Below are 18,752 nucleotides of genomic sequence, written 5' to 3' on the forward strand. Positions count from 1 at the left end.
CGTGCTGCTCGGGTCCGGGCTGCGGCTCACCGTCCTGGCGGGACGGACCGTGCCGCTGCCGCTTTCGGTGGACCTGGCCCAGCGGTGGCGCTCCACCCGGGTCACCGAGAGCGACGCCGAGCGCAGCGCCTTCTCGCTGGTCTTCGACGCCGGCCGGGCCGGGCCGCTCGCCGCCGTGGACAGCCCGTTCGGGCCCACCGGGCCGCTGGTCCCGTTCGCCCGGGTGGTGCTGGTGCTCACCTTCGGCGTGGTGCCGGTGGTGCTCTTCGACGGGATCGTCACCGAGACCCGGCTCGACCCGGGCACCGGCGCCGGGCGGGCCACCTTCACGGTCACCGGGGAGGACGTCGGCAACCTGCTCGACCGCGAGGACCGCGACGTCGAGCATCCCGCCCTCGACGACTACCTGACCGTGCTGAAGATCCTCGCCCCGTACGCGGCGCGCGGCATCCTGCCGAAGGCGCTGCCCGCCCCGGTCACCGACCCGCCGCTGCCCATCGACCGCATCCCCACCCAGCACGGCACCGACCTGGAACACCTGGCTGAACTGGCCGAGCGGCACGGCTACGTCACCTACGTCGACCCCGGCCCGGTGCCCGGGATCAGCTCGTTCTACTGGGGACCGCCGGTCCGGCTCGGCCTGCCGCAGCCCGCGCTCGCCGTCGACCTGGGCTCGGACAGCAACGTGCGGGAGGTCTCCTTCCGCACCGAGGCGACCCGGCCGGCCACCGTCACCGGGGCGGTGCACGACCGGCGGACCGGCGTCACCCTGCCGGTCGCCGCGGTGGTCAGCACCCGGCCGCCGCTGGCCGCCGTGCCGTTCGCCCTCGCGAACGCCGGGGACGTGCGGCGGCGGCGGCTGCGCGAGGGCAGCAGCGACGCGGTCTCCGCCTTCGCCCGCGCGCAGAGCGAGGTGGACCGCGGCGCCGACGCGCTGGTCGCCGAGGGCACCGCCGACGGCGCCCGGTACGGGGCGGTGCTGCGCCCCCGCGGCCTGGTCGGCATGCGCGGCGCCGGCTGGAGCCACGACGGCCTCTGGTACGTCCGCCAGGTGGAGCACGACCTCGCCCACGGCGGCTACCGGGTCGGCTTCACCCTCTCCCGGGACGGCCACGGCTCGGTCACCCCCGCGCTGCCCCGGAGCCCACTGTGACCACCCGGGAGGAGCCGCGATGACCCGGCAGTTCTTCGGCGTCTACCGGGGAAAGGTGGAGCAGAACCTGGACCCGATGCTGCGCGGGCGGGTGCAGGTCTCCGTCCCGAAGGTGCTCGGCGACGGCCGGCTGGCCTGGGCCGAACCGTGCGTGCCCTACGCCGGCAACGGCGTCGGCGGTTTCAACCTGCCGCCGGTGGGCGCCGCCGCCTGGGTGGCGTTCGAAGGCGGCAACCCCGACTATCCGGTCCTGCTCGGCTGCTACTGGCAGGTCGGCGAGTCGCCCGCGCCCGGGCTGCCGCAGCAGCGGGTGTTCCAGTCCGACTCGGTCAGCGTCACGGTCAGCGACCTGCCCATGGTGGGCGGGCTGACCATCGAGGTCGGGCCGCCGGCCGTCCTGATCCCGCTCAAGGTGGTGCTCGGCCCGGGCGGGATCGAACTGTCCACCGGCGCCACCAAGGTCGTCCTCGACGGCGTGCGGGTCTCGGTCAACGACGGCGCGCTGGAGGTGATGTGATGCCCGCACCCCTCGTCCACCAGGGCGCCGTGGTGATCTGCGCGCACGGCGGCCAGGCCATGCCCACCGTGCCCAACCCCCGGGTACGCGTCGGCGGGCAGGCCACCGTGCTGCTCGCCGCGCCGTGGACGGTGGCGGCGTGCCCGTTCCCGCCGGTCTCCGGCGGCCCCTGCGTGACCAGCGTGTGGAGTCTCGGCAGCGTCCGTGTCCGCTCGATGGGCCAGCCCCTCGTGCTGGCCTCCGGCCTGGCCACCTGCGCGCCGACCGGGGTGCCCCTGGCGGTCACCGCCAGCCAGTTCCGGGCGGTGGCCACGTGATCCCCGGCCGGCACGTCGGCTTCCCGCTGCGCGTCGGCGGCCGGGGCCGCACCGCCCTGGTCGGCGACGAGGACTACCTGCGCGGCCTGGTCGAGGCGGTGCTGTTCACCCGCCCCGGCGAACGGGTCAACCGGCCCGACTTCGGCAGCGGCGTCGACCGGCTGGTCTTCGCCCCGGCCGGCGACGAGATGGCGCACGCCACCCGGGCGCTGGTGCACGGCGCCCTGCAACGCTGGCTCGGCGACCTCGTGCAGATCGACGACGTACGGGTCGAGGCGGTCGACGCCCAGTTGCGGGTCACCGTCAGCTACGTGCCGCTGGTCGCCGGGGCGGCCGTCGGCGAGCGGCGCACCCTCACCGTCGTGGGCGGCGCCCCGTGACCGCGCCGCTGCTCGACCGGGAGGCCCGCCGGGCGCTCGTCGAGGGGGAGAGCGCCCTCGACGGGATCGACCACGTCGAGGTGCTGTCGAACCGGCCCGGCACCACGGGGCACGTGCCCGGCGCACCCCGCCAGCGCACGCTCCTCGTGCACCTCATGCGCGGCCCGGTCCCCGCCGACCTCGACGCCGGCCGGGTCCGCGTCCTCGGCGGGGTGCGGGTCGACCCGCGGGTCAACCCGGTGCGGGTGCTCTGGGCGTACCCGGCGAACATCGTGGCGGCCGGACCCCCGCCGGGGGTGACCGCGGCCGACCGGACCCTGGTGACCGGGGCGGTGCCGGCGCCCGCGCGGGGCCGGGTGCTGGTGGTGCGCACCTCCTCCAGCGGGGACTGGTCCAGCTACCTGCTCGCCCTCACCGGCCCGGGCGGCGACGGCTTCCCGGCCGGCTTCGACGAGCCGCTGTCCACCTGCCCGTTCGCCTTCGCCGTCGACTGCCCCGACGAGCTGGACTGCCGGCCCGACGACGGCTGCCCGCCGGTGCCCGCCACCACGCCCGCCCTGGACTACCTGGCCCGCGACTACGCCGGCCTGCGCACCCGGCTGCTCGACCGGCTCGCCGTGCTGCTGCCCGGCTGGACCGACCGCAACGCGGCCGACCCGCTGGTCACCCTCGCCGAGCTGTTCGCGTACGTGGGGGACCGGCTCACCTACCGGCAGGACGCGATCGCCGCCGAGGCGCACCTGGCCACCGCGCGGCTGCGCCCCTCGGTGCGCCGGCACGCCCGGCTGCTCGACTACCGGATGCACGACGGCTGCGCCGCCCGGACCTGGCTGGCGTTCCGCACGGCCGCGCCGCTGACCCTGCCGGCGCGTACCCCGGTCGCCGGGGCCGAGGACGCGCTGCCGCCCGACGCCGGGGTGGAGATCGCGGTGGACGCCGGCGCCACCGTCTTCGAGACCGTCGCCGCGGTGACGCTGCGCCCGGCCCGCAACCAGCTCGACCTGCACGCCTGGGGCGACCCGGACGCCTGCCTGCCGGCCGGCGCGACCAGCGGCTGGCTGCGCCACCCGGCCGGCGCCGACCCGCAGCTGCGCGCCGGTGACGTGCTCGTCCTCGCGCCGGTCGACGAGACCGGCGCCGTGGTGGGCGACGAGGCGCGCCGGCAGGCCGTCCGGCTCGACCGCGACCCGGTCACCCGCGCCGACCCGCTCGCCCCCGCCGGCACGGTCGTCCGCGAGCTGCACTGGGCCGCCGAGGACGCCCTGGCGGTGCCGCTGCCCGTGGCCCGCCGGGCCGCCGACGGCACCGCCGCCCCGGCCGCCGCCGGGCTCGCCAACGTCGCGCTCGCCGAGCACGCCGCCGCGCTGCCCCCGCGCGGGCTGCTCCCGCCGCAGGCCCCCGCCGACGGCCCGTACCGGCCCCGGCTGCCCACCGGGCGGCACCCGGTGGCCTGGACGGACGCGGTCGTGGACGGGCGCAGCGCCGCCGCGGCGCTGCGGCCCGACCCGCGCCGCGCGCTGCCCGCCGTGCTGCTCGACGACGGCAGCCGCACCTGGACGCCGGTGCCCGACCTGCTGGCCAGCGGCCAGCTGGACCCGCACGTGGTGGCCGAGCCCGAAACCAGCGGCGTGCTGCGGCTGCGCACCGGCGACGGGATCAACGGCCGGCGCCCGGCGCCCGGCGCCACGCTCACCGCCTGGCCCCGGGTCGGCGGCGGCACCGCCGGCAACGTGGGCGCGGACGTGCTCACCCTGCCGCTGCCCACGGCCGCGTGGTCGGTGCCGGCCGGGGTGAGCGTCAGCAACCCGCTGCCGGCCACCGGCGGCGTCGACCCCGAGCCGGTCGACGAGGTGAAGGAGCTGGCCCCGTACGCCTTCCGCACCCAGCTGCGCGCGGTCACCAGCGCCGACCACGCCGCCGCAGCCGAGGAGAACCCGGGCGTGCAGCGCGCGGTGGCCCGCCGCCGCTGGACCGGTTCCTGGTACGCCCAGGAGGTCACCCTCGACCCGGTGGCCCGCCGGGCCGGGGATCCCGGGCTCGCCGCCGAGGTGGCCGCCCTGCTGGACGTACGCCGGCTGGCCGGCACCGACGTGGAGCTGGCGCCGCCCGCGCACGTCCCGCTGGAGATCGTCCTGGGCATCTGCGTCGCCGACGGCCACCTCGCCGCCGACGTGGAACGCCGGCTGCGCGCCGAACTGTCCGTCCGGGTGCTGCCCGACGGCCGGCTCGGCTTCTTCCACCCCGACCGGCTCACCTTCGGCCAGTCCCTGTACGTCTCCGACCTGGTCGCCGCCGTGATGGCCGTGCCCGGCGTCGGCTTCGTCGAGGTGGCCGACGACGACGCCACCGGCCTGCGGTTCCGCCGGCTCGGCCGGCCACCCGCCGGGGAGGTGGCCCGCGGCCGGATCGACGCCGCCGCCCGCGAGGTGCTGCGCGCCGACAGCGACCCGAGCAACCCGGAGTACGGCCGGGTCGCCTTCCACCTGCGCGGTGGCGCGTGAGCTGCGGCTGCGGCTGCGGCGGCGGGTGCGGGTGCGACCCGCTGCGCCCGCCGGCGCCCGAGGTGACCAACCCGCCCGGCCAGCCCGCCCTGACCTGGCGGGTCTCCCCGCACAGCCACGCCCTCGCGCGGATGCGGGCCGCGCTCGCCGACCCGGGCCTGCCGGCCGGCGTGCGGGCGGTGGCCGGGCAGGACGCCGACGACCCGCTGCTGGCGCTGCTCGACGCCGCGGCCGTGATGACCGACGTGGTCTCCTTCTACACCGAGCGGATCGCGCAGGAGGCGTACCTGCGCACGGCCACCGAGCTGAGCTCGGTGCGGCACCTCGCCGGCATGATCGGCTACCAGCCGCGCCCCGGCGTCGCCGCCGCCGTCGACATCGCCTTCGACGTGGAGGACGCGCCGGGCGCACCGTCGCAGGTGGACGTGCCCGCCGGCACCCCGGTGCAGTCGGTGCCCGGGCAGGGCGAGCTGCCGCAGACCTTCGAGACCGGCGCCGACCTGCGCGCGTACGCGGCGTGGAACGCGATCCCCGGCGCCACGGCCGGGCCGCAGGAGATCGACTTCGCCACCGACGAGATCTGGCTGCGCGGCACCGCCCTCGGCGTACGGGCCGGCGACGGCGTGCTCGTGGTCGGCGCGGAACGCCGCCGCTACGGGCGGACCCCCGCGCACAGCCGGGGCGCCGGCGACCGGCGGCGCGACGACGAGCGCTGGGACTTCCGCGTCGTCACCGCCGTCGAGGAAGGACCGCCGGGTCTGGCCGGCTGGACCCGGCTTGCCCTCGCCGAGCGGATCGGCTGGCGGCGGTCGACGCCGCTCACCGCCGAGGAGGACGTGCAGGTGCACGCCTTCGCCACCCGGACCAACCTGTTCGGCTGGAACGCCCCGATGGCCGGCCTGCTCGCCGGGAACGACCCCCCGCCGCCCGGCATCACCAACGGCGAGTGGGACGACATCGACAACCCGTTCCCGCCCGGCCCCCCGGTCCCCACCGACGTGGTCGAGATCGACGGCGACCACCCCCGGATCGTGCCCGGCTCCTGGCTGCTGCTCGAACGCCCCGACTACCGCGAGCTGTACGCCGTCGAGGCGGCCGACCCGGCCGGCGACTCCCGGTTCGGGATCAGCGGCCGGACCACGCAACTGCGCGTCGACATCACCGAGAACCTGGACACCTTCGGCCGCCGGGACACCCTGGTGCGCGGCGAGTCCCGACCGCTGCCGGCGGCCGAGCGGCCCCTCGTGGCGCCGGTCGGCGGCCGGCGGCTCACCCTTGTCGCCACCGACCCGCCGCTGCCCGCCGGCCGCCGGGTGGTGGTCACCGGGTTCCCGCCCGGCGGCCCGCCCGCCGACCTGCTCGTCGCGGCGGCCACCGCGCCGCCGCTGGCCGAGACCGCGGTGGTGCTGGCCTGCGCGGTCGCCGCCGACGGCCGGAGCATGACCGTCGACCTGGACCGCGACCTCACCCTTCACTACGATCCGCGCGGCCTGCGGGTGCGCGGCAACGTCGCGCCGGCCAGCCACGGCGAGACCGTCGTCCAGCCGCTCGGCAGCGGCGACCCCACCCTCGCCTTCCAGCGGATGCGCACCCGGCGCGGCCCGCTCACCCACGTCCGCGACGACAGCCCCGCCGGCGCCCGCAGCACCCTGGAGGTCCGGGTCGACGGCGTGCGCTGGGACCCGGTGCCCGCGCTGGACACCGCCGGTCCGCGCGACCGGGTGCACACCGAGCGGCTCGACGACGAGGGCCTGGCCACGGTCACCACCGGCGACGGCCGGCACGGCGCCCGGCTGCCCGGCGGCGTGGAGAACGTGGTGGCCACCTACCGGGTCGGGGTCGGCGGCGCCGGGGCGGTCCGGGCCGGCCAGCTCAGCATCCTGCCCCGCCGCCCGTACGGGGTGCGGGCCGCCGGCAACCCCGCCCCGGCCCGGGACTGGGCCGACCCGGAGCAGCTCGACGCGGCGCGGGCGCACGCCCCGCTGCGGATCCGCACCCTGGACCGGGCGGTCTCGGTGGCCGACCACGAGGACTTCGCGGCCGGCTTCGCCGGGGTCACCCTGGCCCGCGCCGACGACGTCTGGGACGGCCGGGAGCAGGTGGTGGTCGTCTCCGCGCTGGGCGCGGCGGCCGGAGGCGGGGCCTCCCCGGCCGGGCCGGAACTGCTCGCCGCGCTGCGCGCCGCCCTGGTGGCCGCCCGGGACCCTGGCACCCGGCTCGCCGTGCTCGCCGGGGAGACCGTCCCGTTCGGACTGCACGTCGACCTCGCGCACGACCCGGCGTACCCGCGCGCCGACGTCGAGGCCGCCGTGCGGGCCGCCCTCGCGGCCGCGTACACGCCGCCGGCGCTGGGCTTCGCCACCGGCGTGGTGGCCTCCCGGGCCCTGGTCACCGTCCGCACGGTGCCCGGGGTACGCGCCTGCACCCTGCCCCGGCTCGCCGCGCCGCCCGGCGGCGCCGCCGTCGACCTGCTGGCCGCGCTGCCCGGCCGGTTCGCCGGCACCCTGCGCCCCGCCCAGGTGCTCACCCTCACCGAGGTGACGATCGGGGTGATGTCATGACCGAACCCGCCCTGCACCGCCTGCTCGACCTGGTGCCCGTGCACCTGCTGGCCCGCGACGCCCAGGCCGACGGCGGCACCGGCCCGCTCACCGCGCTGCTCGCCGCGGTGGCCGGCGAACTGGGCCTGCTGGAGGCCGACCTCGACCGGCTGCACGACGGGTTCTTCGTCGAGACCTGCGCCGAGTGGCTGGTGCCGTACCTCGCCGACCTGGTCGGCCTCGCCGAACTGCCGCCCGACCTCGGGGTCACGGTGAGCCGGCGGGCCCTGGTCGCCAACACCGTCGCCTACCGCCGACGCAAGGGCACGGTGGCCGTGCTGGAACAGGTCGCCCGGGACGTCACCGGCTGGCCGGCCCGCGCCGTCGAGCACCACCCGCTGCTGGTGGGCGCCACGCACGTCAACCACGTCCGCCCCGACCGGCCGGCCACCGTCTCGCTGCGCGGCGCCGCCCGGATCGAGGCCGCCGCCGTGGTCAGCCCACCCGGGCCGCGCGGCGCCCTCGACCCGCTCACCCACACCGCCGAGGTACGCCGCATCCCCACCCGCCGCGGCCGCTACGGCATCGACCACGTGGCCGTGCACCTGTTCCCGACCCAGGCGTACGAGGTGGGCGCACCCGAGGCCGACCCGCCGGCCGGCCCGAACGGCGGCTGGTCCGCCGCCCGCGCCGCCGGTGACCACTGGACGTTCGACCCGCTCGGCCGGGCCGTGCCCCTGTACGCCCCGCCCCGCCGCGAGGAGGCCGTCGAGCGGCTCGCCACCGAAGTGGACCTGCCCGTGCCGCTGCGCCCGCGCCGGCTGCTCGACCTGCTCGGGCAGGCCCGCGCCGGCGCCCTGGCGGCGACCGCGCTGCCGCTCGGCGTACGGCTGCGGGTCGGCGGCGTCGACCAGCCCGACCTGACCCCCGACCGGATCCGGGTCTGCCACCTGGAGGACCTGGCCCCCGGCGCGGCGCCGCAGGTGATGGTCGACCCGGTGGCCGGCCGGCTGCGGGTCCACGCGGCGGCCGCCCCCGACGCGGTCTTCGTCCGCTACGCCTACGGCGGTCTCGCCGACGTCGGCGCCGGCACCTACGACCGCACGGCCGCCCACGAGGCGCTGCTCGCCACCGACCCCGGCGCCCCGGTCACCGCCGACGGGCCGGACGCCCCGCCCGCCGCCGGCCAGACCCAGGTGTGCTCCGGCGCGCCCGCCCCCGCCGGCAGCGTGCCCACCCTCGCCGCCGGCCTGGCCGCGGCCGAGGCGTCCTGGGCGGCCCCCGGCAGCACCACCCGCGGCGGCACCTACGTGGTCTCGGTCGCCGACAGCGCCAGCTACCCCGGGGACGTGGCGGTTACCGTGCCCGCCGGCACCCGCCTCGTGCTGGTGGCGGCCGGCTGGCCGACCCGCCGGCTCCCCGACGGCGAGGTGCTCGCCCCCGTCCCCGGCCGCTACGCCCCCGACGGGCTGCGCCCGCACCTGCGCGGCAGCCTGCGGATCACCGGCGAGCCGGGCAGCAGCGTCATCGTCGACGGGCTGCTCGTCGAGGGCGACCTGGTCGTCGCACCCGGCCAGCTCGGGCACCTCACCGTCGCGCACGCCACCGTCACCGGCGCGGTCCGGGTCGACTCGGCCGCCGGCCGGCCCAACAGCCGGCTGCAGCTGCGGCTCAGCCGGGTGGTGGCCGGCGCGGTCACGCTCGCCGCCACCGTGCCGATGGCCACCGTGGACACCTGCGTGCTGGACGCCACCGCCGGCGGCGGCATCGCCCTCGCGGGCGAGGGCGTGCACGCCTGCCTGGAGGGCAGCACCGTCCGCGGCGCGGTCCGCGTCCGCAGCCTCGACGCGAGCAGCTGCGTGCTCGACGGGCCGGTGGAGGTGGCCCACCGGCAGGTCGGCTGCCTGCGGTTCAGCTACGTCGCCCCCGGCTCGCGCACCCCGCGGCGCTACCGCTGCGTGCCGGCCGACGGCGAACCCGGCCCGCTCCCGGTGTACGCGGCCACCGACCCGGCCTCGCCCGCGTACCCGGCCCTCGCCGGGTCCTGCCCGCTGCCCATCCGGGAGGGCGGCGAGGACCGGGCCGAGCCGGGCGTGCACCACCACCTCAGGCGACCGTTGCGGCTCCGGGCGGCGCAACGGCAGCTCGACCCGTACCGGCCGGTCGGCATCGAGCTCGGGATCTTCGGGAGTTGACGTGCACGGAGACTTCACCCGCTGGACGTTCGATCCGCGCGACGGCTACCGCCAGGTGCTGTTGCAGCAGGGCCGGATGCTGCTCGACGCCGAGTGGAACGAGCAGACGACGATCACGGCCTGGCACGACGAGGAGCGGACCCGCGACATCGTGGGCGCGGCCGGCGGGCCGCTCGACGGGGCCGGCTTCGCCGTGGTGGACACCGCCGGCGCCAGCCCCACCGCGACCGCCTGGGCCGACCTGCGGATCACCGCCGGCCGCTACTACGTCGACGGGGTGCTGGTCGACGCCGCCGCGCCGGCCGGCGGCGGGGCCGGGCACAAGCTCGCCGACCAGCCCTACCTGCCCAAGGTCGGCGACCTGCCCGGCCTGCCCGAGCCCACCGCCGACGGCCGGTACGCCGTCCTGCTCGACGTCGCCGACCAGCACGTCACCGCCGACCAGGCGCCCCGGCTGCGGGAGGCCGCCCTCGGCGGCCCGGACACCACCACCCGGGCCCGGACGGTCTGGCAGGTCCGGCTGGTCAAGGTGGCCGCCGGCACGGCCTGCGCCGACGTGGTCGACCCGGTGTGGGGCGACCGGACCGCCCCGACCATGACGGCCGCGCTGCGCGAGGTGGACCCCACCGCCGACCCGTGCCGCCTCAGCGGCTCCGGCGGCTACCGGCGGCTGGAGAACCAGCTCTACCGGGTCCAGGTGTACGACGTGGCCGGCGACGGCACCGCCCGCTACGTCTTCTCGCGTGAGAACGGCAGCGTGGTGGCCCGGCTGACCGCCATCGGCCCACCCTCCGCGGCCGCCGCGGCGGCCGGGATGGACGCCGAGCTGACCCTGGACCGGGTCGGCCGGGACGAAGAGCTGTCCTTCCGGGAGGGTGACCTGGTCGAGGTGACCAGCCCCGACCGGGAGCTGCACGGCCGGCCCGGCCACCTGGCCACGGCCGGAGCCCCGGACGGGACGGCGCTGCCGGTGACGTGGGCCACCGCCGCTCCGGCCAACCTCGCCGCCCTCGGCCGCACCCCGATCGTCCGCCGCTGGGACGGCCCGGCCCAGGTCGCCAACGCCAGCCCCGACGAACTGGACGACGCCGGCATCGAGGTCCGCTTCGGCGCCGGTGACTTCCGGGTCGGCGACCACTGGCTGATCCCCGCCCGCACGGTCCGCCTCGTCTACGGCGTCAGCGCCCTCTCCGGCACCATCGACTGGCCCACCGACGACCTCGGCAACGCCCTCGCCCGCCCGCCGCTGGGCCCGGCGCACCACGTCGCCGTGCTCGGCATCCTCCGCCGCAGCACCGTCGGCGGCGCCGGCCGCTGGGCGCTCGACGAGGACTGCCGCCGCCTCACCCCGCCGTTGACCGACCTGGTCACCCTCGACCTGCTCGGCGGCGACGGACAGCAGGCCCCGCCCGGCCAGCCGCTGCCCGAGCCCGTGCGGGTGGTGGTCCGCAACGGCGGCCGGCCGGTGCACCGCGCCCGGGTCCGGTTCACCGCCGTCGACGGGCACCTGGCCACCGGCGTACCCACCGCCGCCGACCCGGCCCAGGTGATCGTGGAGACCGACGCCCGCGGCCAGATCGACGTGCGCTGGCTGCTGCCCAGCAGCGACCCGACCACCCGGGTGCTCACCGCGGTCCGGCTCGACGACGCCGACGCCCCGGTCGACGCCGAGGTCCGGGTCACCGGCCGCCGCGACGAGGGCGGCACCGTCTGCCTGGTGGTCCGCCCCGAGACCGACCTGGTGCGGCTGTTCGCCGACCTGTCCGGGGTCACGGCGCTGGCGCTCTGCCTGACCGCGGGGGAGTGGACGCTGGACGAGCCGGCCGTGCTGTCCGGGGTGTCCTGCGTGCTGGTCACCGGGGTCGGCTCCGCCACCCGGATCGTCTCCGCCGCCGAGTCGGCGCTGCGCTTCACCGACTGCGGCGAGGTGCAGGTCCGCGACCTGTCCGTGTCGGCCGTGCCGGCCGAGAGCGACCAGCGCAACGGCGCCCTCGACATCCAGCGCACCGGCCTGGTCCTCGTCGAACGGGTCCTCGCCGAGATGGGCGACGCCCCGGCCGCCGTGGCGAGCGGCATCACCGTCCGGGGCGACGACACCGAGGGCGGACGGCCGGTGGAGCGCGCCGTGGTCCGCGACTGCCGGGTCGAGGCCGGGCACGCGCAGACCGGCGTGCTGGTGCTGGACAGCCGGCGCACCGACGTGACCGGCTGCGACGTGCTGGCCACCGCCGACCCGGGCGCCGACCCGGAGAAGCGGTTCCTCGACTGGCTGGGCGACCCCCGGCTCGCCCGGCGGATCGCCCGGCGGGCCGTGCACCCGCTGCTCGCCGGGGAGGACGGGCTCGGCCTACGGCGCGGCTGGTCGTCGCAGGTGGAGACCCGCAACCTGCGGTTCGGCTCCGAGATCGACGACCCGAAGGGCTGGACCGCGTACCTCGGCGACCAGGAGGTCAAGACCGTCGAGGAACTCCAGGACGTGGTCCGCGACGACCTGGTCCGGCACAACCCGGACTCCCGGTTCTTCGACGAGCGAACCCGGTTTGCCGCCTGGCTGCGCCGGGTCGCCGAGGAGTTCGCCACCGTGGCCACGGCCACCGCCGGCATCACCGTGGCCGGGACCACCGCCGCCGACGTGCGGATCCGCGACAACACCGTCACCGGCGCGCTCACCGGCATCAGTGTCGCCCTGGGCGACCCCGACGAAGAGCGCGAGACGGTACGCCGGGCGTGGATCACCGGCAACACCATCGCGCCACCGGCGCGGGCCGCCACCGCCTTCCTCCAGCAGGGCGTGTACGTCGGGGACTGCCACCGCCTCGACGTGTCGTCCAACGTGGTCGACCTGAACGACGGCAAGCCCGGGTACCCGGCACAGGGGCTGCTCTGCGCCGGCCGGCTCGGCCCGCACGCGGTCGTCGCGGCGAACACCTTCGACGGCACGGTGCTCGGCATCCGGGTGGTTCCCGGCTCGTCGGGCTCGCCCGCGCTGTGGGTGGCGCGCGACAATGTCTGCACCACCGGCCCGGCGCTGGTCGACGGCACCGGATTGTGGCGGGACGAGAACTGATGGCTGCCGGGGGGATAACATCAAGCCTGGTCGAACCCCACGACAGGTCTGTTCGCCTCGACGTCGACTACGCCGAGGCGGCACCGGCGGCGCAGAGACGTGTAACGGCGGGAGTAAGTGGCGTGAGGACGGTCCAGGCGTACCGATTTGCGCTGGATGTCACGCCGTCGCAGGAGCGGATGCTGCTGGCGTCTGCAGGCGCAGCGCGGGTCGCGCACGACTGGGCGCTTACGCGCGTTAAAGCTGTGATGAACCAGCGAGCTGCCGAGCGCAGCTATGGGATACCTGACGTCGAGCTGACATCTGCGATCGGATGGACCCTGCCGGCCCTGCGGAAGGCATGGAACGCGGCGAAAGCGGACGTCGCGCCTTGGTGGCCGCAGGTTTCCAAGGAGGCATTCAACACAGGTCTGGACGCGCTGGCGCGAGGTTTGAAGAACTGGTCCGACTCGCGGACCGGCAGGCGCCCGGGACGGCCCGTCGGATTTCCGCGATTCAAGTCCCGTCGCCGCACTACGCCGAGCGTGCGATTCACAACAGGTGCGATCCGCGTGGAGCCAGACCGCAAGCACGTGATTTTGCCGCGGTTGGGACGACTGAAGACCCACGAATCGACCCGCAAGCTAGCCCGGCGGCTTGAAGTTGGCTCGGCGCGGATCCTGTCCGCGACCGTGCGCAAGTGTGGCGGGCGCTGGCATGTCGCGTTCTGCGTCGAGGTCGATCGTGTCGAACGAACCCCGGCCCGCCCGCAGGCAGTAGTCGGCGTGGACCTGGGAGTGCGGTGCCTTGCGGTGCTATCCACTGGCGGTGTGGAGCCGAATCCCCGCCACCTCGACCACGCGACGCGGCGCCTGCGCAGGCTTGCGCGGCGGATGTCTCGCCGCGTCGGCCCTGACCGGCGCTCCGGACAACGGCCTTCGAACCGGTGGGAAAGCACACGGTTGCAGCTGATGCGGGCGAACGCCCGCGTGGCGAACTTGCGCCGCGACGGCCTGCACAAGCTCACCACCCGCATCGCCTCCGAGTACGGCACTGTAGTCGTCGAGGACCTCAACGTGGCCGGTATGCTGCGCAACCGGCGGCTCGCGCGGCACATTGCCGACGCGGGGTTCGGTGAGCTGCGCCGACAACTGGAATACAAGACAGCCTGGAACGGCGGCCGGCTCCTTGTGGCCGACCGTTGGTATCCGTCCTCGAAGAGATGCTCGGCCTGCGGCACGGTGAAAGCCAAACTGTCCCTGTCCGAGCGCACCTACAACTGCACATGCTGCGGCCTGGAATTGGATCGGGACCGCAACGCCGCACGTAACCTCGCTGCGCTCGCGGGTGAGGTCGACACCGCCGGGAGTGGCCCGGTGGCAGGACGTGGAGCCGACTGTAAGACCCGCCTTAGCGGGCAGGTGGCTGAGAAACGTCAACCCGGCACTACTGAGTTGGTAAGACCGGGACCGTCCCGCCGAAAGGCAGGACTGCATGAGCGCAATCTCCTGCAACGGAACGTGGGCGTGTGAGGTGGTGGTGACGGAGGCGGCCCAGCCGTCCCGGTCGGCCGACCGGGATGAGCCGGGGCGCGCCCGCCCGGAGGCGGAACGGCCGGAGCGGCGGTCGAGCCCGCCGGCCCGCAGCACCCACAGCGTGGCCCGCATCCCGGTGCACGCCCCGCCCGACCCGGCCGCCGAACACGACGCGCACGCCACCGCCGCCCGCCTCGTCGCCGCCCGGCCCACCCACGCCGCCGCCGCGCGGCCAGCGCCGCCGGTCGCCCCGGCCCGGTCGGCCCGGCCGGTCGCCCGGCTCGCCACCGTGCCGGACCCCCGGCTGGGCGGCGGCCGGCCGCTGAACGGCGCCGAGCGCGCCCGCTACGAGCCGGCGCTCGGCATGGACCTGACCGGGGTACGCCTGCACGACGGCCTCGCCGCGAAGCTGGCCGCCAAGGAGCGGCGGGCGCACGCCTTCACGTACGGCAACCACGTGGTTCTCGGGGCCGGGGCCGGGCCGGGCGGCGCACCCGGCCGGGAGCTCGTCCTCGCCCACGAGCTGGCCCACGTCCGCCAGCAGGCCCGCCCCGCGCCCGCCCCGGCGGGCGCGGCCACCGAGCACCCCGGTCGCGGCCCGCCGGCCGCCCCGGCCCGGTCCGCGCCGCTCGGCGTGCAGTGCTTCGCGCTCGCCGACACCGCCGTGGGCCGGTTCGTCTCCGACACCGCGAGCGACGCCGCCGCCCTGGGCCGTGGCGCGCTCGACACCGCCCTCGACGTGTGCGGGGAGATCGCCGGGACCGCCCTGGAGGCGGCCTCCGCGGTCGTCGACCGGCTCGCGCCCGGCCTGCTGGAGTTCCTCCGCGGCGGCGCGCTGGTCCGGCTGCGTGAGCTGCTCTGCTCCGGCGTCAACGCGCTGCTCGGCCGGCTGCTGGCCGGCCTCGCCGATTTCGACCCGATGTCCGCGATCGAGTCCACCTTCACGGGGCTCGCCCAGGGCGTCCGGGACGTCCAGGCCCGCCTCGGAGGTGCCGCCCGCTCGACCGTCGGCGCCCTGCTGCGCCCGGTCGTGGCCGCCCTCCAGGAGTGGGACGGCCCGATCATCCGCAACCTGCGGACCGTCGCGGACACCGTCAACGAGGTCTTCACCGGCCTCTGGGACCACCTCGCCGTCCCGGCGCTGGACCTGCTCGGCGCGGCCGGCGGCGCGGTCTGGGAGTCGTTCACCCGGCTGGGCGGCTGGCTCTGGGACCTCACGGCACCGATCCGGGCCGGCGCGTCGTACGCCTGGGACTGGCTCAGCACCCAGTTCGGCCTGGCCTGGGACAGCACCGAGGGCGCCCGCAGCTGGCTCGGCAACCTCGCGAACTCCGCCTGGGAGACCCTGCGGGCCACCATCGAACCGATCCGTACCCCGCTCATGGTGGTCGGCGGCATCCTCGTCCTGCTGTCCCCGCTCGGCCCCGTGGTGGTGCTGACGCAGGTCCTCCCGCCGCTGTGGGACGGCCTGACCTGGCTCTGGGAGAACTGGAACACCCGCGAGATCCTCGTCGCCGCCCGGCAGGTGCTCCAGGAGCGCATCCTGCCCACCGTGATCGGCGCGGTCACCGGGGCGGCGGACACCCTCGCCGCCGCGGCGGCCTGGCTCGCCGACGTGGCTGGGCAGGTCGGCACCGCGATGGGTGGCGTGCTCGGCGCGTTCGGCGCCAGCACCTGCCTCATGGCGGTGTCCGCCCTGCTCACCGGGGTGGCCAACCAGTTCACCCGGATGGCCGCCTGGGCGCGCGGCGGGTTCAGCGGGCTCACCGAGGCCCTGCACGCCGTCTTCGACGCGCTGGTCGCCATCTTCCAGCCCATCATGGACTTCCTGGTCCGGCTGGCCGTGGTGGTGGCCAACCCGCTCATGCTGCCGGTCGTCATCGGCGCGGTGATCTGGCTGCTCTGCCCGGACGACCTCAAGCCACCGGTGATCAACTTCGTGCTCGACCTGCTCATCGTGGCGATCGGCGCGCTGCCCACCCTGCTCACCGGCCTCGGTCCGCTCGGCGCGCTGCTGCGCGAGGGCGTGGTCGGCTTCCTCACCCAGCTGCGCTACGGCGAGGGGATCGGCGACCAGCAGCGCATCGACGCCAGCAACAAGATCGCCAACCTGGCCGCCGGCGGGGGACTGTCCTTCGTGGCCGGCATGGCGTGGGGCATCGTGCAGGGCGTGGTTGACGGCATCATCGACCCGTTCCGGCTGCTGTTCATGCTGGCCCAGCTCCTGGTGGCCGCCGCCCGCGCGGTGGCCCGGGTCGTCCAGTCGTACGCCCCGGGTCTGCCGCTGGTCCGTGGCCCGCCGGCCCCCGCCGGCCCGATCGGCGGTGGCGGGCCGCCCCTCACCGCGGCCTCGCCGGCGGCGGCGCCCGCCCCGGCGGGCCCCGCTCCCGTCACCGGCGGTGTGATCACCGCCGGGCCGTCAGCGTCCGCGCCTGTCACCGGCGGTGTGGTCACCGCCGGGCCGTCGGAGTCCGCGCCGGCCACCACGGCGACCGGCGCCGGCACGGCGGCGACCTCTGCGGCGGTGTCGGCGCCCGTCGCGGCGGCCGGTCCCGGCCCCACCGCAACGACCACCGGTCCGACGGCCACCGCCGCCGCCCCGGGCGTGGCCGCCGCCGGTCCGGCAGCGGCCGGCGGCGGGGCGGGCGGTGGCGCCGTCGAGCTGGCGGTGGTGCCCGGGGCGCCGACCGACGCGCAGATCGTCGCGGCGCTGCCGGCCGGCGCCCTCGCCGAGGCGGCGGCCGGCGCGGTGGAGGTCGACATCGACCCCGCCACCCTCGAAACCGACATGCGGGGCGAGGTGCAGAGCGAGGGCGCCTCCGTGGGCGGGCTGGCCCAGCTCCTCGGCGACGCCTGGGCGGCCATGGTCGCCGGCGCCCAGTCGCTCGGCGCGCGGGCCGCCGACGCGCTGCTCGAATTCATCATGCTGCCGGACTTCGAGCTGGGCCGGAAGATCGGCTTCGTGGCCGGGTTCCTGCTGCTCCAGGCCGCCATCATCTACTTCAGCGCGGGCAACTACGCCGCCCTCAAGGCCGTCGAGCCGGGACTGCGCACCCTGCTGGTCTACCTGCTGCGCTTCCTGGACCTCGGCGGCGAGCTGCTCGGCGTGCTGGGCCGGGCGCTGCGCCCGCTGCGCGGACCGCTCATGCGCGGCATCAGGGCCGCGCGCGGCTTCGTCAGCCGGTTCCGCTTCGCCGCCGGCCTCCTCGAACGGGTCGAGGGGCTGGCCGGGCGGATGCTCGGCCTGGGCGACGAGGCGGCCCTCGCCGCCAGCCGGGCCGCCCAGGGCGCCGAGGCCGGCGCGTCGCGCACAGCCCGGGAGGCGGTCGAGGCGGGCGTGGCCCGGGAGGGCGCGACGACCGGCGCGTCCCGCACCGGCCGGGAAGCGGTCGAGGCCGGCGCCGCCCGGGAGGCCACCGAGGCCGGTACGGCGCGGGCCGGCCGGGAGGGCGCCGAGGGAGCGGCCACCCGGGAGGCCGACGAGCTGGGCGAGGGAGCAATCCGCGCCACCGACGAAGCGGGCGCACCGACCCTGGCCGACGACGCGGCCAAGGCGGCCCAGTACCCGGAGGCGGTGGCCGAGGCCCGGGCCATCGAGGCCACCAACGACGCGCTCGACAGCCCGGTGCCGGTGCTGCTGGCCTCGCTCATGGTGCTCAAGCGCCGGTACCGCTGGATCGAGACGTTCGCCGCCACCCCGGTCGGCCCCGGGGTCTACGAGGTGGAGATGATCGCCAGCCGTACCTCGCTGGGCCGCTACACCACCGGCGGCCCGCCGCGCCTGCCCGGGGCGCGCAGCCCGCACGCGGCCGAGATCGACCGGCTGATGGCCGAGGCCGAGGGGCTCGGGCAGCGGCTGAGCCGGGAGGAACTGGAACGGGCGGCGGCGGCCGATCCGGAGGGCTTCGCGCAGCTGGCCGCCCGGGTGCGGCAGGAGATGGCCGAGCGGGCCGGTGGCCGCACCGGCCTGGCTGCCCAGGCCGAGGCCGACCTGGCGGAGGCGGGCGAGCACTTCGGACCCGGCCACCAGGGCCCGGGCCGGCCGCGTCCGGAACTCGCCGCGGCGGAGAGCCAGGCCGTCGCCCGGGAGGTCGGGGTGCCGGATGCGATCCTCGGCGACGCCACCCCGATGACCCGGGCCGACTTCGAGGCCGCGCTGCCCACCAGCGGGCCGGTGCCGACCCGCGCCGCGCCCGCGGCGATCCCGATCCGCGACGCGTCCGGCCAGTTCACCAGCCGTGGGGTGGGGCGCAGCAGTGTGCAGAACATCGACGTACGGCACGACATCGAGTTGCTGGAGGCGGCCGGCGCCAGCGACTTCCGGATCAACCAGACCCAGGTCGACGTCACCGACAGCTTCCGGCTCGGCACGAATCGCCCCGACGTGCAGGCGACCTTGAACGGCCGGCGGATCCACATCGAGTACGACCGGGCGCCCGGCGACCGGGCCCTGGCGCACGCGCGGCGGATCCTCAGCAACGACCCGGACGCGATCGTCCTGCTGAAGATCGTGGACTTCTGACCCGGCGGCCACCGGATCATGACGAGCGGATCTTCCGGGTAGCCTC

General features: G+C 76.8%; 10 protein-coding genes. All 10 read left to right on the forward strand.

Annotated elements, in window-relative coordinates:
* The first annotated feature begins 1 nt into the window (after position 1).
* Complete coding sequence (locus ACQP12_RS13650) at positions 2 to 1,153, forward strand: hypothetical protein (RefSeq protein ID WP_433287980.1); 1,152 nt, start codon at positions 2 to 4, stop codon at positions 1,151 to 1,153.
* Positions 1,154 to 1,172: 19 nt separating this feature from the next.
* On the forward strand, positions 1,173 to 1,670 hold the full coding sequence (locus tag ACQP12_RS13655; RefSeq protein WP_357945314.1) for a phage baseplate assembly protein V: 498 nt from the start codon (positions 1,173 to 1,175) through the stop codon (positions 1,668 to 1,670).
* A complete protein-coding gene (locus ACQP12_RS13660) occupies positions 1,670 to 1,987 on the forward strand; it encodes a hypothetical protein (protein WP_357945317.1) in 318 nt (105 codons plus the stop codon). Before ACQP12_RS13655 ends, ACQP12_RS13660 begins: the two co-directional genes overlap by 1 nt.
* Positions 1,984 to 2,367, forward strand: coding sequence for a GPW/gp25 family protein (locus tag ACQP12_RS13665; protein WP_355058645.1), 384 nt, complete (start codon positions 1,984 to 1,986; stop codon positions 2,365 to 2,367). Before ACQP12_RS13660 ends, ACQP12_RS13665 begins: the two co-directional genes overlap by 4 nt.
* Positions 2,364 to 4,868: a putative baseplate assembly protein gene (locus tag ACQP12_RS13670; protein ID WP_433287983.1), complete on the forward strand. Its 2,505-nt coding sequence runs from the start codon at positions 2,364 to 2,366 to the stop codon at positions 4,866 to 4,868. The genes ACQP12_RS13665 and ACQP12_RS13670 overlap by 4 nt, the downstream gene beginning before the upstream one ends.
* Positions 4,865 to 7,429 carry a baseplate J/gp47 family protein gene (locus ACQP12_RS13675; protein ID WP_433287985.1) on the forward strand — a complete coding sequence of 855 codons (2,565 nt, stop codon included), beginning with the start codon at positions 4,865 to 4,867 and terminating at the stop codon, positions 7,427 to 7,429. Before ACQP12_RS13670 ends, ACQP12_RS13675 begins: the two co-directional genes overlap by 4 nt.
* The gene (locus ACQP12_RS13680) at positions 7,426 to 9,603 is read left to right on the forward strand and encodes a hypothetical protein (protein WP_433287987.1); all 2,178 of its coding nucleotides are present in this window, start codon (positions 7,426 to 7,428) and stop codon (positions 9,601 to 9,603) included. The genes ACQP12_RS13675 and ACQP12_RS13680 overlap by 4 nt, the downstream gene beginning before the upstream one ends.
* Position 9,604: 1 nt before the next feature.
* A complete protein-coding gene (locus ACQP12_RS13685; protein WP_433287989.1) occupies positions 9,605 to 12,670 on the forward strand; it encodes a DUF6519 domain-containing protein in 3,066 nt (1,021 codons plus the stop codon).
* A 122-nt stretch (positions 12,671 to 12,792) separates the two neighbouring features.
* The gene (tnpB, locus tag ACQP12_RS13690) at positions 12,793 to 14,181 is read left to right on the forward strand and encodes an IS607 family element RNA-guided endonuclease TnpB (RefSeq protein ID WP_433287991.1); all 1,389 of its coding nucleotides are present in this window, start codon (positions 12,793 to 12,795) and stop codon (positions 14,179 to 14,181) included.
* Entirely contained in the window at positions 14,144 to 18,706 is a 4,563-nt protein-coding gene (locus ACQP12_RS13695) for an eCIS core domain-containing protein (RefSeq protein WP_433287993.1), read from the forward strand. Before tnpB ends, ACQP12_RS13695 begins: the two co-directional genes overlap by 38 nt.
* Positions 18,707 to 18,752 lie beyond the last annotated feature (46 nt).

Source organism: Micromonospora sp. CA-244673 (assembly GCF_050948395.1).
Classification (GTDB): domain Bacteria; phylum Actinomycetota; class Actinomycetes; order Mycobacteriales; family Micromonosporaceae; genus Micromonospora.

Bases quoted from the DNA above. Each gene is read 5' to 3' on its own strand.
- ACQP12_RS13655 (WP_357945314.1), top strand. From the start codon at position 1,173: ATGACCCGGCAGTTCTTCGGCGTCTACCGGGGAAAGGTGGAGCAGAAC.
- ACQP12_RS13660 (WP_357945317.1), top strand. From the start codon at position 1,670: ATGCCCGCACCCCTCGTCCACCAGGGCGCCGTGGTGATCTGCGCGCAC.
- ACQP12_RS13695 (WP_433287993.1), top strand. From the start codon at position 14,144: ATGAGCGCAATCTCCTGCAACGGAACGTGGGCGTGTGAGGTGGTGGTG.
- ACQP12_RS13680 (WP_433287987.1), top strand. From the start codon at position 7,426: ATGACCGAACCCGCCCTGCACCGCCTGCTCGACCTGGTGCCCGTGCAC.